General features: G+C 65.1%; 14 protein-coding genes. 2 read left to right on the forward strand and 12 right to left on the reverse strand.

The window, feature by feature from the left end; all coding sequences use genetic code 11:
• The 4 genes from BTH42_RS18450 to BTH42_RS18465 form a co-directional block, all read right to left on the reverse strand.
• Positions 1 to 632, reverse strand: a 632-nt coding sequence (locus BTH42_RS18450) for an electron transfer flavoprotein subunit beta/FixA family protein (protein WP_075302000.1), incomplete at its 3' end; no start/stop codon positions are given.
• Between the two features lie 263 nt (positions 633 to 895).
• Positions 896 to 1693 (reverse strand): MetQ/NlpA family ABC transporter substrate-binding protein, encoded by a 798-nt coding sequence (locus tag BTH42_RS18455; protein WP_075302002.1) that lies wholly within the window; start codon positions 1691 to 1693, stop codon positions 896 to 898.
• Between the two features lie 53 nt (positions 1694 to 1746).
• Positions 1747 to 2400, reverse strand: a complete 654-nt coding sequence (locus BTH42_RS18460; protein WP_075302004.1) for a methionine ABC transporter permease — start codon at positions 2398 to 2400, stop codon at positions 1747 to 1749.
• Positions 2390 to 3424, reverse strand: a complete 1035-nt coding sequence (locus tag BTH42_RS18465) for a methionine ABC transporter ATP-binding protein (protein ID WP_075302006.1) — start codon at positions 3422 to 3424, stop codon at positions 2390 to 2392. Before BTH42_RS18465 ends, BTH42_RS18460 begins: the two co-directional genes overlap by 11 nt.
• 239 nt (positions 3425 to 3663) lie before the next feature.
• On the opposite strand from BTH42_RS18465, the gene BTH42_RS18470 reads away from it, so the two are divergent.
• Complete coding sequence (locus BTH42_RS18470; protein WP_075302008.1) at positions 3664 to 4569, forward strand: alpha/beta hydrolase; 906 nt, start codon at positions 3664 to 3666, stop codon at positions 4567 to 4569.
• A 6-nt stretch (positions 4570 to 4575) separates the two neighbouring features.
• On the opposite strand, the gene BTH42_RS18475 is transcribed toward BTH42_RS18470, so the two are convergent.
• A complete protein-coding gene (locus tag BTH42_RS18475; protein ID WP_075302010.1) occupies positions 4576 to 5406 on the reverse strand; it encodes an enoyl-CoA hydratase in 831 nt (276 codons plus the stop codon).
• Between the two features lie 52 nt (positions 5407 to 5458).
• A complete protein-coding gene (locus BTH42_RS18480; protein WP_075302012.1) occupies positions 5459 to 6382 on the reverse strand; it encodes a histone deacetylase family protein in 924 nt (307 codons plus the stop codon).
• Between the two features lie 345 nt (positions 6383 to 6727).
• Here BTH42_RS18480 and mltB point away from each other — a divergent pair, with 345 nt between their 5' ends.
• Positions 6728 to 7906: a lytic murein transglycosylase B gene (gene mltB, locus BTH42_RS18485; RefSeq protein ID WP_075302206.1), complete on the forward strand. Its 1179-nt coding sequence runs from the start codon at positions 6728 to 6730 to the stop codon at positions 7904 to 7906.
• A gap of 133 nt (positions 7907 to 8039) precedes the next feature.
• Here mltB and cysM read toward each other — a convergent pair whose 3' ends face one another.
• The 6 genes from cysM to lapB all read right to left on the reverse strand — a co-directional run bounded on the left by cysM (position 8040) and on the right by lapB (position 14357).
• Complete coding sequence (cysM, locus tag BTH42_RS18490) at positions 8040 to 8942, reverse strand: cysteine synthase CysM (RefSeq protein ID WP_075302014.1); 903 nt, start codon at positions 8940 to 8942, stop codon at positions 8040 to 8042.
• Positions 8943 to 9218: 276 nt separating this feature from the next.
• Entirely contained in the window at positions 9219 to 9587 is a 369-nt protein-coding gene (locus BTH42_RS18495) for a helix-hairpin-helix domain-containing protein (RefSeq protein ID WP_075302208.1), read from the reverse strand.
• 78 nt (positions 9588 to 9665) lie between these two features.
• On the reverse strand, positions 9666 to 10658 hold the full coding sequence (gene rfaD / locus BTH42_RS18500; RefSeq protein WP_075302016.1) for an ADP-glyceromanno-heptose 6-epimerase: 993 nt from the start codon (positions 10656 to 10658) through the stop codon (positions 9666 to 9668).
• An 81-nt stretch (positions 10659 to 10739) separates the two neighbouring features.
• The gene (gene rfaE1 / locus BTH42_RS18505; protein WP_075302018.1) at positions 10740 to 11756 is read right to left on the reverse strand and encodes a D-glycero-beta-D-manno-heptose-7-phosphate kinase; all 1017 of its coding nucleotides are present in this window, start codon (positions 11754 to 11756) and stop codon (positions 10740 to 10742) included.
• A complete protein-coding gene (locus BTH42_RS18510; RefSeq protein WP_075302020.1) occupies positions 11722 to 13125 on the reverse strand; it encodes a UDP-glucose/GDP-mannose dehydrogenase family protein in 1404 nt (467 codons plus the stop codon). Before BTH42_RS18510 ends, rfaE1 begins: the two co-directional genes overlap by 35 nt.
• A 56-nt stretch (positions 13126 to 13181) precedes the next feature.
• Positions 13182 to 14357: a lipopolysaccharide assembly protein LapB gene (lapB, locus tag BTH42_RS18515; protein ID WP_075302022.1), complete on the reverse strand. Its 1176-nt coding sequence runs from the start codon at positions 14355 to 14357 to the stop codon at positions 13182 to 13184.
• Position 14358: the final 1 nt, after the last annotated feature.

A 14358-nucleotide genomic window follows, 5' to 3' on the forward strand; every position in this document is an offset into this window, starting at 1 on the left:
ACGTTCACGCCGAGGTCTTCGGGCTTGATCGTTTCCAGCGGCTTCTTCTTGGCCTTCATGATGTTCGGCAGCGTCACGTAACGCGGCTCGTTCAGGCGCAGGTCGGTGGTGACCACAGCCGGCAGCGTCAGCGCCAGCGTTTCCGCGCCGCCGTCCACTTCGCGCGACACCGTCGCCTTACCGTCGGCAACAACAACCTTCGACGCAAAAGTAGCCTGCGGCAGATTCGCGAGCGCCGCGAGCATCTGGCCGGTCTGGTTCGAGTCGTCGTCGATCGCCTGCTTGCCGAGGATCACCAGTTGCGGCTGTTCCTTGTCGACCAGCGCCTTCAGCAGCTTCGCAACCGCCAGCGGCTGCAGGTCTTCATTCGATTCGATCAGGATCGCGCGGTCCGCGCCGATCGCCAGCGCGGTGCGCAGCGTTTCCTGCGCCTGCGTGACACCCGCCGACACGGCGATCACTTCAGTTGCGACGCCGGCTTCCTTCAGACGCACCGCCTCTTCAACGGCGATTTCGTCGAACGGATTCATCGACATCTTGACGTTGGCAATGTCGACGCCCGTACCGTCCGATTTCACGCGGACTTTCACGTTGTAGTCGACCACTCTTTTCACTGGCACCAGAATTTTCATGCACACGCTCCAAAGTTACGAATACGTCAACCCGTCAAACATTATAACGACTGCCCCGATGGCAGCCTTGTCGCGGGCGCATTAGCACGAGGATATCGCTCCCCAGCGGCGTGACGGCAATATCGAACGATCGTTCTATTTTAATCTCGAAAAAACCCGGGCGACAACCCCGGGTTCCGACTCAGACCTCTAATTCGCATCGCTGTCTGCCTGACTGTTCGATTTGCCGTCGTTTCTTGCGAGGTCCGGGCGCTGCAATCACATCACCACGAAGTGATCACCGCTCCGCCAAATTTGCTCTCTACGAACTGCTTCACTTCCGGCGAGTGGTAGGCCGCCACCAGTTTCGCGACCCACGGCTTGTTCTTGTCGGCCTCGCGGATCGCGATCACGTTCACGTACGGGCCCTTCGGATCTTCGAGCGCGATCGCGTCCTGCTTCGGCTTGAGCCCCGCTTCCATCGCGAAGTTGGTGTTGATCGCGGCGGCGTCGACGTCGCCGAGCGAGCGCGGAATCTGCGCGGCGTCGAGTTCGACGATCTTCAGCTTGCGCGGATTCTCGACGATATCGAGCGGCGTCGCCTTCAGGCCCGCATCGGCGCGCAACTTCAGCAGCCCCTGCTTTTGCAGCAACAGCAGCGCGCGGCCGCCGTTGGTCGGGTCGTTCGGCACCGCGATCTTGGCGCCCGGCTGCAACTCGGCGAGCGACTTCAGCTTCTTCGAATAGATCCCCATCGGATAGGTGACCGTATCGGCGATCCGGATCAGCTTGTAGCCGCGGTCCTTCACCTGCGCCTGCAGATACGGGTCGTGCTGGTAGCTGTTCGCGTCGAGGTCGCCGCCGGCGAGTGCCGCGTTCGGCTGCACGTAATCGGAAAACTCGATGATCTTGATGTTCAGGCCGTTTTTCGCGGCGACCGTCTTCACGACGTCCATGATCTGCGCGTGTGGGCCGCCGGTGACGCCCACCTTGATCGTGTCTTCCGCGTGCGCCGCGGTAGTGGCGAACAGCGAGGCCGCGCCGAGCGCGGCGGCCAGCTTGAGAATCGAACGACGTTGCATGATGAACCTTCCGACTTTATCGGCGGGCCGCCCTGACGGGGCCTCGCCTTTGTTTATTTATGGCTCAGACGACGCACGAGCCAGTCTCCAAACGACTGCACCAACTGCACGAACACGATCAGGATCAGCACGACCGCGAGCATCACTTCCGGCAAAAAGCGCTGATAGCCATAGCGGATGCCGAGGTCGCCGAGACCGCCGCCGCCGATCGCGCCGGCCATCGCCGAATAGCCGACCAGCGACACGAACGTGATGGTCAGCCCCGCGATCACGCCCGGCAGCGATTCCGGCAACAACACCTTGAAGACGATCTGGCTGGTGGTCGCGCCCATCGCCTGAGCCGCTTCGATCAGCCCGCGGTCCACTTCACGCAGCGCGGTCTCGACCAGACGCGCGATGAACGGCGCGGCGGCGATCGTCAGCGGCACGATCGCGGCGGCCGTGCCGATCGAGGACCCAACGACCAGCCGCGTGAACGGAATCACCGCGACCAGCAGGATGATGAACGGCGTCGAGCGCACCGCATTGACGAGCACGCCCATCGTGCGATTGACCGCGACGTTCTCGAGCACGCCCTGACGGTCGGTCAGATACAGCAGCACGCCGAGCGGCACACCGACCACCGCGCCAATCAGTCCGGACACGCCGACCATCACCAGCGTTTCCCAGAACGACTGGACGAACATATCGAACATTTCACTCAACATGCGAGAGCTCCTCTACCACCACACCCTGCTCGCGCAGAAACGTAATTGCCTGCGCGACCTTGCCCGGTTCGCCGCCCGCGAGCACCGCGAGCGAGCCGAACGCCTGGCCCTGGATCTCGTCGATCTGGCCATGCAGGATGTTGAAATCGAGCTCGTAACGGCGGATCGTCTCCGACAGGATCGGCTGATCGACGCCCGAGCCGGTGAACGCGAGGCGCAGCAGATGGCCGTTGCCCGTCTGCAGCCGCTGCGCGACCCGCGCCTTCAGCGCCGGCGGCAATTCCTGCGCGATCACGTCGCCGATCAGCGCGCGCGTAACTTCGTGGCGCGGCTGCAAAAACACGTCGATCACCTTGCCCTGTTCGACGACGCGGCCCGCGTCGAGCACCGCGACGCGGTCGCAGACCTGCTTGATCACGTCCATCTGGTGGGTGATCAGCACGATCGTCAGGTTCAGTTCGCGGTTGATGCGCTTGAGCAGGTCGAGAATCGCGCGGGTGGTTTCCGGGTCGAGCGCGGAGGTCGCCTCGTCGGAGAGCAGCACCTTCGGCTTGCTCGCGAGCGCGCGCGCAATGCCGACACGCTGCTTCTGGCCGCCGCTGATCTGCGCCGGATAGCGGTCCTTCTGCGCCGACAGCCCGACCAGCTCGAGCAGCGGCAGCACGTTCGCCTCGATTTCGTCGCGCTTCATGCCGGCCAGTTCGAGCGGCAACGCGACGTTCTCGTACACGGTGCGCGAGGACAGCAGATTGAAGTGCTGGAAGATCATGCCGATCTCGCGCCGCGCGTCGCGCAGTTGCGCGGCGGGCAGCGTGGTCAGATCGCGGCCGTTGACGACGATATTGCCTTCGGATGGGCGCGTCAGCAGGTTGATCGTGCGCACGAGGGTGCTCTTGCCCGCGCCGCTGCGGCCGATGATGCCGAACACCTCACCCGCCGGAATCGACAGATTGACGTTGTGCAGCGCCTCGACCCAGCCCCGGGGTCCGGCAAAGCGCTGGGAGATATTGCGAATTTCGATCATGGACAAACGAAAACGGCGGAGGCTGCCGGCGAGCGTATTGCTCCCGACTAGCGGCCGCCGTTGCTTTTATTGGGATTTGAGCCGCCATTCTACCGCAGCGCCGACATACGCTTTAATAATCAATTCCGATCTTTTCATAACCTGAAAGCATTAGAGGAGCGGTCGAGCACGCGAAGCTCGCGTGCTCAACGCGGCTGCGACTATGATTCGCTGCACCGCCATCAGTCGATCCCGCCGTCATGCAGACCTCCCCTAGCCACACCGTGCGCGCGAGCGCCGGCCGTCTCAAGAACGCCCCGCCGCAGCGCGAGTCGATCAGCACCGCCGACGGCGTCGAGTTGCCGCTGTATCGCTGGCGCCCGGACGGCCAGCTTCGCGCGACGGTCGCACTGCTGCACGGGCTCGCTGAGCACGCCGGCCGCTATGCGGCATTGGCCGGCCGGCTCAACGCGGCCGGCATCGAGCTGGTCGCGATCGATCTGCGCGGCCACGGCGATGCGCCCGGCAAACGCGCGTACGTACGACGCTTCGACGACTACCTGCTCGACGCGCAGGCGTTGCTCGACGCCGCCGCGCAGAGTTGCGCGCTGCTGTTTCTGATGGGGCACAGCATGGGCGGCGCGATTGCCGCGCTGTATGCGATCGAGCGCCTCGACGCGAGCGGCCGGCGCCTCGCCGGTCTGATTCTGTCGAGCCCCGCGCTCGCGCCGGGCCGCGATGTGCCGAAATGGATGCTCGCGGCGAGCCAGATAATCAGCCGCATCTACCCTTCGTTCCCGGCGATGAAGATCGACGCCGCGCTGCTGTCGCGGCTGCAACCGGTCGTGAACGCGAACCGCAACGATCCACTCGTGCATCACGGCGCGATTCCCGCGCGCACCGGCGCCGAGCTGCTGCTGGCAATGGCGCGGATCGAACGCGGCCGCGCGGACCTGCGGATGCCGCTGCTGGTGTTTCATGGCACCGAGGACAAACTCACCGAACCCGACGGCAGTCGCGCGTTCGGCGCTCATGCGGGCTCCCCGGACAAGACGCTGACGCTGCACGAAGGCAGCTATCACGAGACGATGAACGACCTCGATCGCGACCGGGTGATCGGCGCGCTGGTCGATTGGATCGAGCGGCGCGCGGTGGGGAGAAGCTGAAGCGCGTTACTCGCGCTTCCAGTCCGGCGCGCGTTTGTCGATGAACGCCTGCACGCCTTCGAGCGCCGAGTCGTCCATCATGTTGCAGGCCATCGTCTGTCCGGCCAGCTGGTACGCGGCCTCGATGCCCATTTCGAGCTGGCGATAGAACAGCCCCTTGCCCGCGCTGACCGCCTCGACCGGCTTCGCGCAGATACTCGTCGCGAGCCGCGCGAGTTCGTCGTCGAGCGCATTGGCGGGCGCGACGCGATTTACCAGACCCTGCTGCTTCGCGTCGGCCGCGTCGATGAAATCGCCGGTCAGCAGCATTTCGAGTGCCGCCTTACGCGACAGATTGCGCGACAGCGGCACTGACGGGGTCGCGCAGAACAACCCCAGATTCACGCCCGACACCGCGAAGCGCGCGGTATCGGCGGCGACCGCGAGATCGCACATTGCGACGAGCTGGCAACCGGCCGCGGTCGCGATCCCATGCACGCGCGCGATCACCGGCTGCGGCATCCGCTGGATCGTCAGCATCAGCTTCGTGCAGCGCGCGAATAGCTGCTGGTAGTACGCAAGCGACGGCGCCGCGCGCATCTCCTTCAGATCGTGTCCCGCGCAGAACGCCCGCCCGGCGCCCGCGATCACGACGACCCGCGCGTCGGTTTGCGCGAGCGCGGCGAGCGTCTGCTGCAGTTCGTCGAGCAACGCCTCGGACAGCGCATTGAACGCATCGGGCCGGTTCATCGTCACGCGTACGACACCCGGCACGCGATACGCGTCGTGCTCGACCTCGACCAGCGACGCGCTGCCGGGGTTAGCGTTCGCATTGACGTTGTCAGGGCTGGCGTTCATGGCTCGTGGATTCCTCGTTGCGTTGATGTTCGGGCGCGCAAACCGCGCGGTATCAGATCTCCGCCAGCGAGCGCAGATGCGCGACCACGCTGCGCCCGAGCGCCGACAGGTTGTAGCCGCCCTCCAGACAGCTGACGATGCGCCCGCGCGCATGGCGCCGCGCGACTTCGCGCATCTGGTCGGTGATCCACGCGTAGTCGTCTTCGACGAGTCCCATGTTGCCGAGATCGTCTTCGCGATGCGCGTCGAAACCGGCCGAGATGAACAGCATCTCCGGCTTGAATTCGTGCAGGCGAGGCAACCACAGCATGTCGACCGCCTCGCGCACGGCCATCCCGTTCGAGCGCGCGGACATCGGCACGTTGCACATGTTCGGCGACTGGTTGTCGGCGCCGGTGAACGGATAGAACGGGTGCTGGAAGATGCTGCACATCAGCACGCGCGGGTCGCCCGAAAACGCGGCTTCGGTGCCGTTGCCGTGATGCACGTCGAAGTCGACGATCGCGACGCGCTGCAAGCCATGCACGTCGAGCGCGTGGCGCGCGGCGATCGCGACGTTGTTGAAAAAGCAGAAGCCCATCGCGCGCGCCGGCTCCGCGTGATGGCCGGGCGGACGCACGCTGCAGAACGCGTTGTCGTAACGGCCTTCGATCACCGCGTCGGTGGCGGCCACCGCCGCGCCCGCCGCGCGCAACGCGGCCTGCCACGTATGCGGATTCATCGTCGTGTCGGGATCGACTTCCGCGATGCCCTCGCTCGGCGCGAGGCCGCGGATGTAGTCGACGTGCGCCTGCGTATGCACGCGCAGCAACGCGGCTTCGTCGGCGAGCGGCGCGGACTCGCGCTCGAGCAGCGCGTCGATGCGGCTCGCGATCAGCTGATCCTCGATCGCCTGCAGGCGCGCCGGACATTCGGGATGCCACTGCCCCATGTCGTGCAGCAGACAGTCGGGGTGGGAATAGAAGCCTGTTGCCATAGTTCTGATCTGCGTCTCTTGTCGCCGGCGCATCTCGATGCGCGCGGCGTGTCTCCGTCGAACGGCGCGCCCATCGCCACCGCGATATGCAGCGCGCCCATCTTCATCAAGTTACCACACGATACCGCGCCGGCGGCGCTGTCGCAGATTCGGCACGGTGTTGCGAAAGGCGTCGGGTATACTGCCCCGACCCGTTGTTCGCGTTTTTCGTTGCTGCCGCTTCCCGTCCTTCACGCATCGCGCTCACTGCTCACCATGACCGTCAAGCTTGCTCTGTCCGCACGATCCCCACGCACTCCGCTTCGCCTCGCCACCCTTACCGCCTCACTGTCCGTCGCAGCGTGCCTGTTGATCGCCGCGGCGCCGGCGAGCGCCCAAAAGGTCGCGAAAAAGGCACCGGTGCAGGTCGCGCAGAGTCAGCCGCAACAGGCCGTGCCGCAAGGGCAAACGTTTGAGGAAGAGATCATTCCGCAGCGTTATGCGAACAACGCGAACGTCGATGCGTTCATCAGCGAGATGGTCGCGCGCTACGACTTCGACGAAGCGTCGCTGCACGCGCTGTTCGCGGGCGTCAGCTATTCGGCGACCGCGGTGAAGCTGGTCACGCCGTCGCCGACGCCGTCGGTCAAGAACTGGCGCGCGTATCAGGCGCGTTTTCTCGACCCGGTGCGGGTGAATGCCGGTGTGCAGTTCTGGCGCGAGAACCAGGACACGCTGCAACGCGCGGCCCATGAGTTCGGCGTGCCGCCGGAGGTGATCGTCGGCATCATCGGCGTCGAGACGATCTACGGCCGCTATATGGGCAACTTCCGCGTGCTCGACGCGCTGACCACGCTCAGCTTCGACTATCCGAATACCGCGAATCGCGCGGACCGCCAGGCCACCTTCCGCAAGAATCTCGAAGACTATCTGGTGTGGACGCGCGACGCGCAGATCGACCCGACCACGGTGCTCGGCTCGTACACGGGCGCGATCGGCATTCCGCAATTCCTGCCGAGCAGCATCGTGCAGTACGCGGTGAACTACGACGGCAACAAGCGCATCGATCTGCGCACCAGCGAAGCGGACGCGATCGGCAGCGTCGCGAATTATCTGCGCCAGAACGGCTGGGAAAGCGGCCGGCCGGTGGTGTGGCGGATCGGTTCGGACATCGGCAGTCTCGGCGTCGCGCAGGCGGCCGCCAACGGTCTGCCGGAGCCGCACTGGCCACTCGATCAATTGCTGCGCGCCGGGCTCGTGCTGAACGAACCGAATGTCGATATCGCGGCGGAAGCGAGTACGCCGGTGACGGTGGTCGATCTGCCGTCGCCGGGGCGCGGCACTGAGTTCAAGCTGGGCCTGAAAAATTTCTATGTGCTGACGCGTTACAACCGCAGCTTCTTCTATGCGCTCGCGGTGTATCAGCTCGGTCAGAAAGTGAAGGCGCAGATGGAAGCGCTCGATGCGGCGAGCGCCGCGAAGGCAGCGAACAACGGCAATGCGGTGCAAGGCGCGGCTAGTCCGTCGAATTCCGCTTCGCAGTGAGTGATATGTGAGGCGCTGAAGCGCGACCCGCGCTTCGCGTTGCAAGCATGAAAAAAGCGCCGGCTAGACCGGCGCTTTTTCTTTGGCTCGCGCACACGCGATGGTGCACGCGAAAGTTCTACTGCGCGGTGGCTTACGCGGGAAACACGCCGGTGGACAGATAGCGGTCGCCGCGATCGCAGACGATGAACACGATCGTCGCGTTCTCGACCTGACGCGCGATCCGCAGCGCGACTTCACACGCGCCGCCCGACGAAATGCCGGCGAAGATCCCCTCGACCGACGCGAGCCGCCGCGCCATCGCTTCGGCCGCGGCCTGGCTCACGTTCTCGACGCGATCGACGCGGCTGCGATCGAAAATCTTCGGCAGATACGCTTCCGGCCATTTGCGAATGCCCGGAATACGCGAGCCCTCTTCCGGCTGCGCGCCGATGATTTCGATCTGCTGGTTCTGCGTTTTCAGATAGGTCGACACCCCCATGATCGTGCCGGTCGTGCCCATCGACGACACGAAGTGCGTGATGCGCCCTTCGGTGTCGCGCCAGATTTCGGGGCCGGTGCCTTCGATGTGCGCAGCCGGATTGTCCGGGTTCGCGAACTGGTCGAGGATGATGCCCTTGCCTTCGCGCTGCATCTGCTCGGCGAGATCGCGCGCATACTCCATGCCGCCCTTGACCGGCGTCAGCACGATTTCCGCGCCGTAAGCGGCCATGCTCTGCCGGCGCTCGACCGACAGGTCCTCCGGCATGATCAGCACCATCTTGTAGCCGCGGATCGCGGCGGCCATCGCCAGCGCGATGCCGGTGTTGCCGCTGGTCGATTCGATCAGCGTGTCGCCCGGCTTGATACGCCCGCGCGCTTCGGCCTTCTTGATCATCGACAAAGCCGGCCGGTCCTTCACCGAACCCGCGGGATTGTTGCCTTCGAGCTTCGCGAGAATCACGTTGTTGCGGCTGCGGATCTCGTCGTCGGGAAGCCGGACGAGTTGCACGAGCGGCGTGTTGCCGACCGTGTCTTCAATCGTTTTGTATGCCATGGCGGGTCTAGCGGTCGAGACGCGAAAGTGGGAATTGAATCTAACGATTCTAAACCACGACGTCCGCCGCTGCGGTTCGGCCCTGCTGCCCGCATGGATGCAGACCGCGGCCCACGCAAAAAACCCGCGGAGGGAACCGCGGGAAATGTGTGTGTATAACGGGGGCGTCGTTCGCTGCATGCGCCGCGGCAGCGCGAAGCCGCAACGATCCGGCGAACGATGCGAGCGGTCCGGCGCGCATGCCGCACGAGCGGCAAGCACACCGGCCGCGGTGGCCTATTTCTTCACCGCCACTGCGGCGCCACCTTTCTGCGCGGCGGCCTGGGCAGCCGCGGCGGGCTCTTTGGATCCAGCGACCGCAACCTGCGTGCTAGCAGCAGCGCCAGCCGGACCGACAGCGAGACCTTCCGCCTGCAGGCGCTCGACGGTACGCCCGCCCATGCCCTTGACGCGTTTGCCGAGATCGGTCGGGTCCTTGAACGGACCATGCGCGCCGCGCTCGTCGAGAATTGCCTTGGCTTTCGCCTGGCCGATGCCCTTGATGCCGAGCAGCGCATCCTCATTCGCGGTGTTGACGTCGACCATCGCATACGCGTGGCCGAAAGCGGCGAGCATCGCCGCGGTAACCAGTACTTTTCGAAACATGTTGGAATCTCCCTGTTGCCACTGACCGGCGACCATCACCGGCCAGGAGATTCCAGTTTAGAGAGGAAGCCGTACTAATTACACCTGGCCGAACAGCCAGCGCACGTAACGGTCGACGCCTTCCTGCACGCTCAGGAACGGCGCGTCGTAGCCGGCCGCGCGCAGCTTCGACTGGTCCGCTTGCGTGAAGCACTGGTACTTTCCGCGCAGCGCGTCGGGGAACGGGATGTACTCGATCAGCCCGCGCTGCACCAGCTCGGCGAGCGACAGCGCCGGTTCGTTATTGAGCGCGCGCAGCGTGTTGACCACGCTGCTGGCGATATCGTTGAACGGCTGCGCGCGGCCGCTGCCCAGATTGAAGATGCCCGACTTGTCCGGGTTGTCGAAGAAGAACAGATTGACCTTCACGACGTCTTCGACCGACACGAAGTCGCGCGTCTGTTCTCCGGCCGCATAGCCGTTGTACTCGCCGAACAGCTTGACCTTGCCCTCGGCGCGGAACTGGTTGAAGTTGTGGAACGCGACCGATGCCATGCGCGCCTTGTGCGTCTCGCGCGGGCCGTACACGTTGAAGTAGCGAAAGCCGGCGATCTGGCTTTTCGCGGTGGGCAGCACGCGGCGGATCACCTGGTCGAACAGGAACTTCGAATAGCCGTACACGTTCAGCGGCGCCTCGACCTCGCGCTCCTCGACGAAGCGGCTCGAACCGCCATACGTCGCCGCCGACGACGCATACAGGAACTGGACGTTCTGCGCGAGGCAGATGTCGAGCACGTCGCGGCTATAGCGATAGTTGTTCTCCATCATGTAGCGGCCGTCGGTTTCCATCGTGTCCGAGCAGGCGCCTTCGTGGAAGATCGCGCGCACCTTGCCGAACTCGCCGCGCCGGAAGCGTTCGACGAATTCGGTCTTGTCGAGATAGTCGTCGATTTCGCAGTCGACCAGATTCTTGAACTTGTCCGCGCGCGTCAGGTTGTCGACGGCGATAACGCGTTGTTCGCCTCGCTCATTGAGCGCCTTCACGAGATTGCTGCCGATAAAACCGGCCGCGCCGGTGACGATGACGGTCATGATGATCCTGCGATAGTGAGCGGTGGATGACGCCTCGCGGGGCGCGGGGCCGCTAGGGACGGCGGCGCCCGGCGGGCGGTATCAGGAAAAGAGTTCGTCGTAATCGACGGTGGCGGTGCCGAGTTTGCCGACCACGATGCCGGCCGCGCGATTCGCGAGCCCGACCGCGTCGACCAGCGACAAACCCGCGCCGAGCATCGCGGCGAGCGTCGCGATCACGGTGTCGCCGGCGCCCGACACATCATACACTTCGCGTGCAACGGCCGATGCGTGCAGGATGCCGTCGTCGGCGAACAGCGTCATGCCCTCTTCCGAGCGCGTCAGCAGCAGCGCCTTGAACTCGAGTTCGGCGCGCAGCTTCGTCACGCGCGCGATCAGATCTTCTTCGGACTTCCACTGCCCGACGACCTCGCGCAACTCCGCGCGATTCGGCGTGATCAGCGTCGCGCCGCGATAGCGTTCCCAGTCGTCGCCCTTCGGATCGACCAGCACCGGCTTGCCGGCCGCGTGCGCCTTCGCGATCATCTGCGTGACGTGGGTCAGGCCGCCCTTCGCGTAATCGGACATCAGGATCACGTCGTGCGACGGCAGCAGCTCGTCGAAACGCGCGAGACCCGCGAGCAGCACTTCGTGCGCGGGCGAGTTTTCGAAGTCGACGCGCAGCAGTTGCTGTTGACGCGACAGCACGCGCAGCTTGATCGTCGTCAGCAGCGCCGGGTCGCGTTCGAGATGCGGCGCGACGCCGCTTTCGCCGAGCAACTGCACGATCCGCTCGCCCGGTTCGTCATGGCCGACCACGCACAGCAGACCCGCCTGCGCGCCGAGCGCGACCGCGTTGCGCGCGACGTTCGCCGCGCCGCCGAGACGATCTTCCTGGCGCTGCACGTGCACGACCGGCACCGGCGCTTCCGGCGAGATACGGTTGACGTCGCCGAACCAGTAGCGGTCGAGCATCACGTCGCCGACCACCAGCACGCGCGCCGCGTTCAGTTGCGCGCGCGGCACCGTCGGCAGCGGCTGCGCCGGCGTGGCCGTGGGCGCCGTGGGCGCCGTGGGCTTTGCCTCAGCCATGGGCCGGAAGTTCAGAGGGTTGGGCATAGGGGCGTCCAATAGCGTGATAGTCAATGCCGAGTTCGGTCATCGCGTCCGGTTCGTACAGATTGCGGCCGTCGAAAATCAGCGGCGTTTTCAGCACCGATTTCAGGTGCGCGAAATCAGGACTCTTGAACTCCTTCCATTCGGTCACGATCACGAGCGCGTCGGCGCCGGTCAGCGTTTCGTCCTGGGTGCTCGTGAACGTGAGGCGCGCAAGTTGTTCCGGCGCATCGTGCAGGTCAATTGCGAACACGCGGCGCGCTTCGGTCACCGCGACCGGATCGTACGCGCGCACCGTCGCGCCCCGCGCGAGCAGCTCGCCGATCACGCGACGGCTCGGCGCCTCGCGCATGTCGTCGGTATTCGGCTTGAACGCGAGACCCCAGACCGCGAAGGTCCGGCCGCTCAGGTCCTCGCCGAGTTTCGCGGTGACCTTGTTCACCAGCACGTCCTTCTGCGCGTAGTTCACTTCCTCGACCGCTTCGAGAATGCGCAGGTTGTGGCCGCTTTCGCTGGCCGTGCGGATCAACGCCTGCACGTCCTTCGGGAAGCACGAGCCGCCATAGCCGCAGCCCGCATACAGGAAGTGATAACCGATGCGCGGATCGGAGCCGATCCCGCGGCGCACCGCTTCGATATCGGCGCCGACGCGATCGGCCAGATTCGACATCTCGTTCATGAACGAGATGCGGGTCGCGAGCATCGCGTTGGCCGCGTACTTGGTGAATTCGGCCGAGCGCACGTCCATGTACAGCGTGCGTTCGTGATTGCGGTTGAACGGTCCGTACAGACGCTTCATCAGTTCGCGCGCGCGCTGGCCGGCTTCGTCTTCGTCGATACCGATCACGATGCGATCGGGACGCATGAAGTCGTCGACCGCCGCGCCTTCCTTCAGGAACTCGGGATTCGACACCACCGAGAAGCGATGCTGCGCGCTGCCGGCGAGCCCGCGCTTCGCGAGCTCTTCTTCGATCACCGCGCGCACGCGCTGCGCGGTGCCGACCGGCACCGTCGATTTGTCGACGATCACCTTGAAGCCGCTCATCGTGCGGCCGATGTTGCGCGCCGCCTCCAGCACGTACTGCAGATCCGCCGAGCCGTCTTCATCGGGCGGCGTGCCGACCGCGATGAACTGCACGTCGCCGTGCGCGACACTGGCCGCGACATCGGTCGAGAACGTGATGCGGCCGGCCGCGCGGGTGCGCGCGATGATTTCCTGCAGGCCCGGCTCGTGAATCGGCACGCCACCGTTGTTGAGGATGTCGATCTTGCGCTGGTCGACGTCGAGGCAGAACACGTCGTTGCCGATTTCGGCGAGACAGGCACCGGTGACGAGACCGACATAGCCCGTGCCGATAATGGTGATTTTCATACGCTTTCCGGTAGAGGGTTCCGGTGAAGGGTACCGACCGTGATGCCGGCGGCGCGTCAGCTCGACGCGTTGATCGGCTCGACGCGGCGCGGCGCATAGGTTTCCCAACCGCTGCAACCCGGACACTGCCAGTAGAAAAGCCGCGCTCTGAAACCGCAATTCTGGCAGGTATAGCGCGGCAGGTTTTTGGTGCGCTGCCGGATCAGTGTGCGCATCAGTTCGAGCTCGCTGCGGCGCGGCTCTTCGGCGACCGCCTGCTGCGCTTCGAGCAGACGCGTCATGCCGGCGAGGTTCGGCGACTTCTGCATCTGCGAGCGCGCGAGCGCGTGGGCCGCATCGGCACCGCGCAGCGACGCGACGTGCTGATACGCGACGTCGAGCAGATCGTTGCTCGGATGACGGTCGACCCAGGTGGTCAGCAGATCGGCCCCGTCCTGCGGGCGGCCGAGCGCCTCGTACGCCTTCATGATCTTCTCGGCGACGAGCGGCAGATACGCGGGATTCTGTTCCTCGACGCGGCGCCACTGCGTGATCGCCGCTTCCGGCGCGGCGCCGGCCGCGTCGACGTCGCCGAACAGGATCGTCGCGCGCACGTTGGTCGGGTTCGCCTTCAGCGCGAGTTCCAACTGACGGCGCGCCTCGTCCGGCTTCTTCTGCTGCAGCGCTTCCTGCGCGAGTTCGCAATGGAACTGCGCGATTTCCTTGTCGAGCGACGGCGCGCCCATCGTTTCGAGGTGACGCGCGGTATCGATCGACTTGACCCAGTCCTTCTCGATCTCGTAGATCGTCAGCAGCGCGCGTTGCGCGCCGAGTGCGTAGTCGCCGCTCTGCAGCGAACGGAAGGTTTCCTCCGCGCGGTCGAGCAGCCCCGCTTTGAGGAAGTCCTGGCCGAGTTCAAACAGCGCGTGATCGCGCTCGCTGACCGGCAGATCCGCGCGGCTCAGCAGATTCTGGTGCACGCGGATCGCCCGATCGGTTTCGCCGCGGCGGCGGAACAGATTGCCGAGCGCGAAGTGCAGCTCGACCGTTTCGGGGTCGAGTTTGACGACTTCGATGAACGCGTCGATCGCCTGGTCGGGCTGCTCGTTGAGCAGGAAATTCAGGCCGCGGAAATACGAGCGCGGCAAGTTGGCGCTCTCGGACAGCAGCGTCTTGAGGTCGTAGCGCGCGGCCATCCAGCCGAACGCGAACGCGACGGGTATGACGAGCAGCCACCAGAAGTCTAGATCCATG

This window comes from Burkholderia sp. SRS-W-2-2016, assembly GCF_001931485.1.
Lineage (GTDB): Bacteria > Pseudomonadota > Gammaproteobacteria > Burkholderiales > Burkholderiaceae > Paraburkholderia.

Bases quoted from the DNA above. Each gene is read 5' to 3' on its own strand.
- BTH42_RS18455 (WP_075302002.1), bottom strand. From the start codon at position 1,693: ATGCAACGTCGTTCGATTCTCAAGCTGGCCGCCGCGCTCGGCGCGGCC.
- BTH42_RS18460 (WP_075302004.1), bottom strand. From the start codon at position 2,400: ATGTTGAGTGAAATGTTCGATATGTTCGTCCAGTCGTTCTGGGAAACG.
- BTH42_RS18465 (WP_075302006.1), bottom strand. From the start codon at position 3,424: ATGATCGAAATTCGCAATATCTCCCAGCGCTTTGCCGGACCCCGGGGC.
- BTH42_RS18470 (WP_075302008.1), top strand. From the start codon at position 3,664: ATGCAGACCTCCCCTAGCCACACCGTGCGCGCGAGCGCCGGCCGTCTC.
- BTH42_RS18475 (WP_075302010.1), bottom strand. From the start codon at position 5,406: ATGAACGCCAGCCCTGACAACGTCAATGCGAACGCTAACCCCGGCAGC.
- BTH42_RS18480 (WP_075302012.1), bottom strand. From the start codon at position 6,382: ATGGCAACAGGCTTCTATTCCCACCCCGACTGTCTGCTGCACGACATG.
- cysM (WP_075302014.1), bottom strand. From the start codon at position 8,942: ATGGCATACAAAACGATTGAAGACACGGTCGGCAACACGCCGCTCGTG.
- BTH42_RS18495 (WP_075302208.1), bottom strand. From the start codon at position 9,587: ATGTTTCGAAAAGTACTGGTTACCGCGGCGATGCTCGCCGCTTTCGGC.
- rfaD (WP_075302016.1), bottom strand. From the start codon at position 10,658: ATGACCGTCATCGTCACCGGCGCGGCCGGTTTTATCGGCAGCAATCTC.
- rfaE1 (WP_075302018.1), bottom strand. From the start codon at position 11,756: ATGCCCAACCCTCTGAACTTCCGGCCCATGGCTGAGGCAAAGCCCACG.
- BTH42_RS18510 (WP_075302020.1), bottom strand. From the start codon at position 13,125: ATGAAAATCACCATTATCGGCACGGGCTATGTCGGTCTCGTCACCGGT.
- lapB (WP_075302022.1), bottom strand. From the start codon at position 14,357: ATGGATCTAGACTTCTGGTGGCTGCTCGTCATACCCGTCGCGTTCGCG.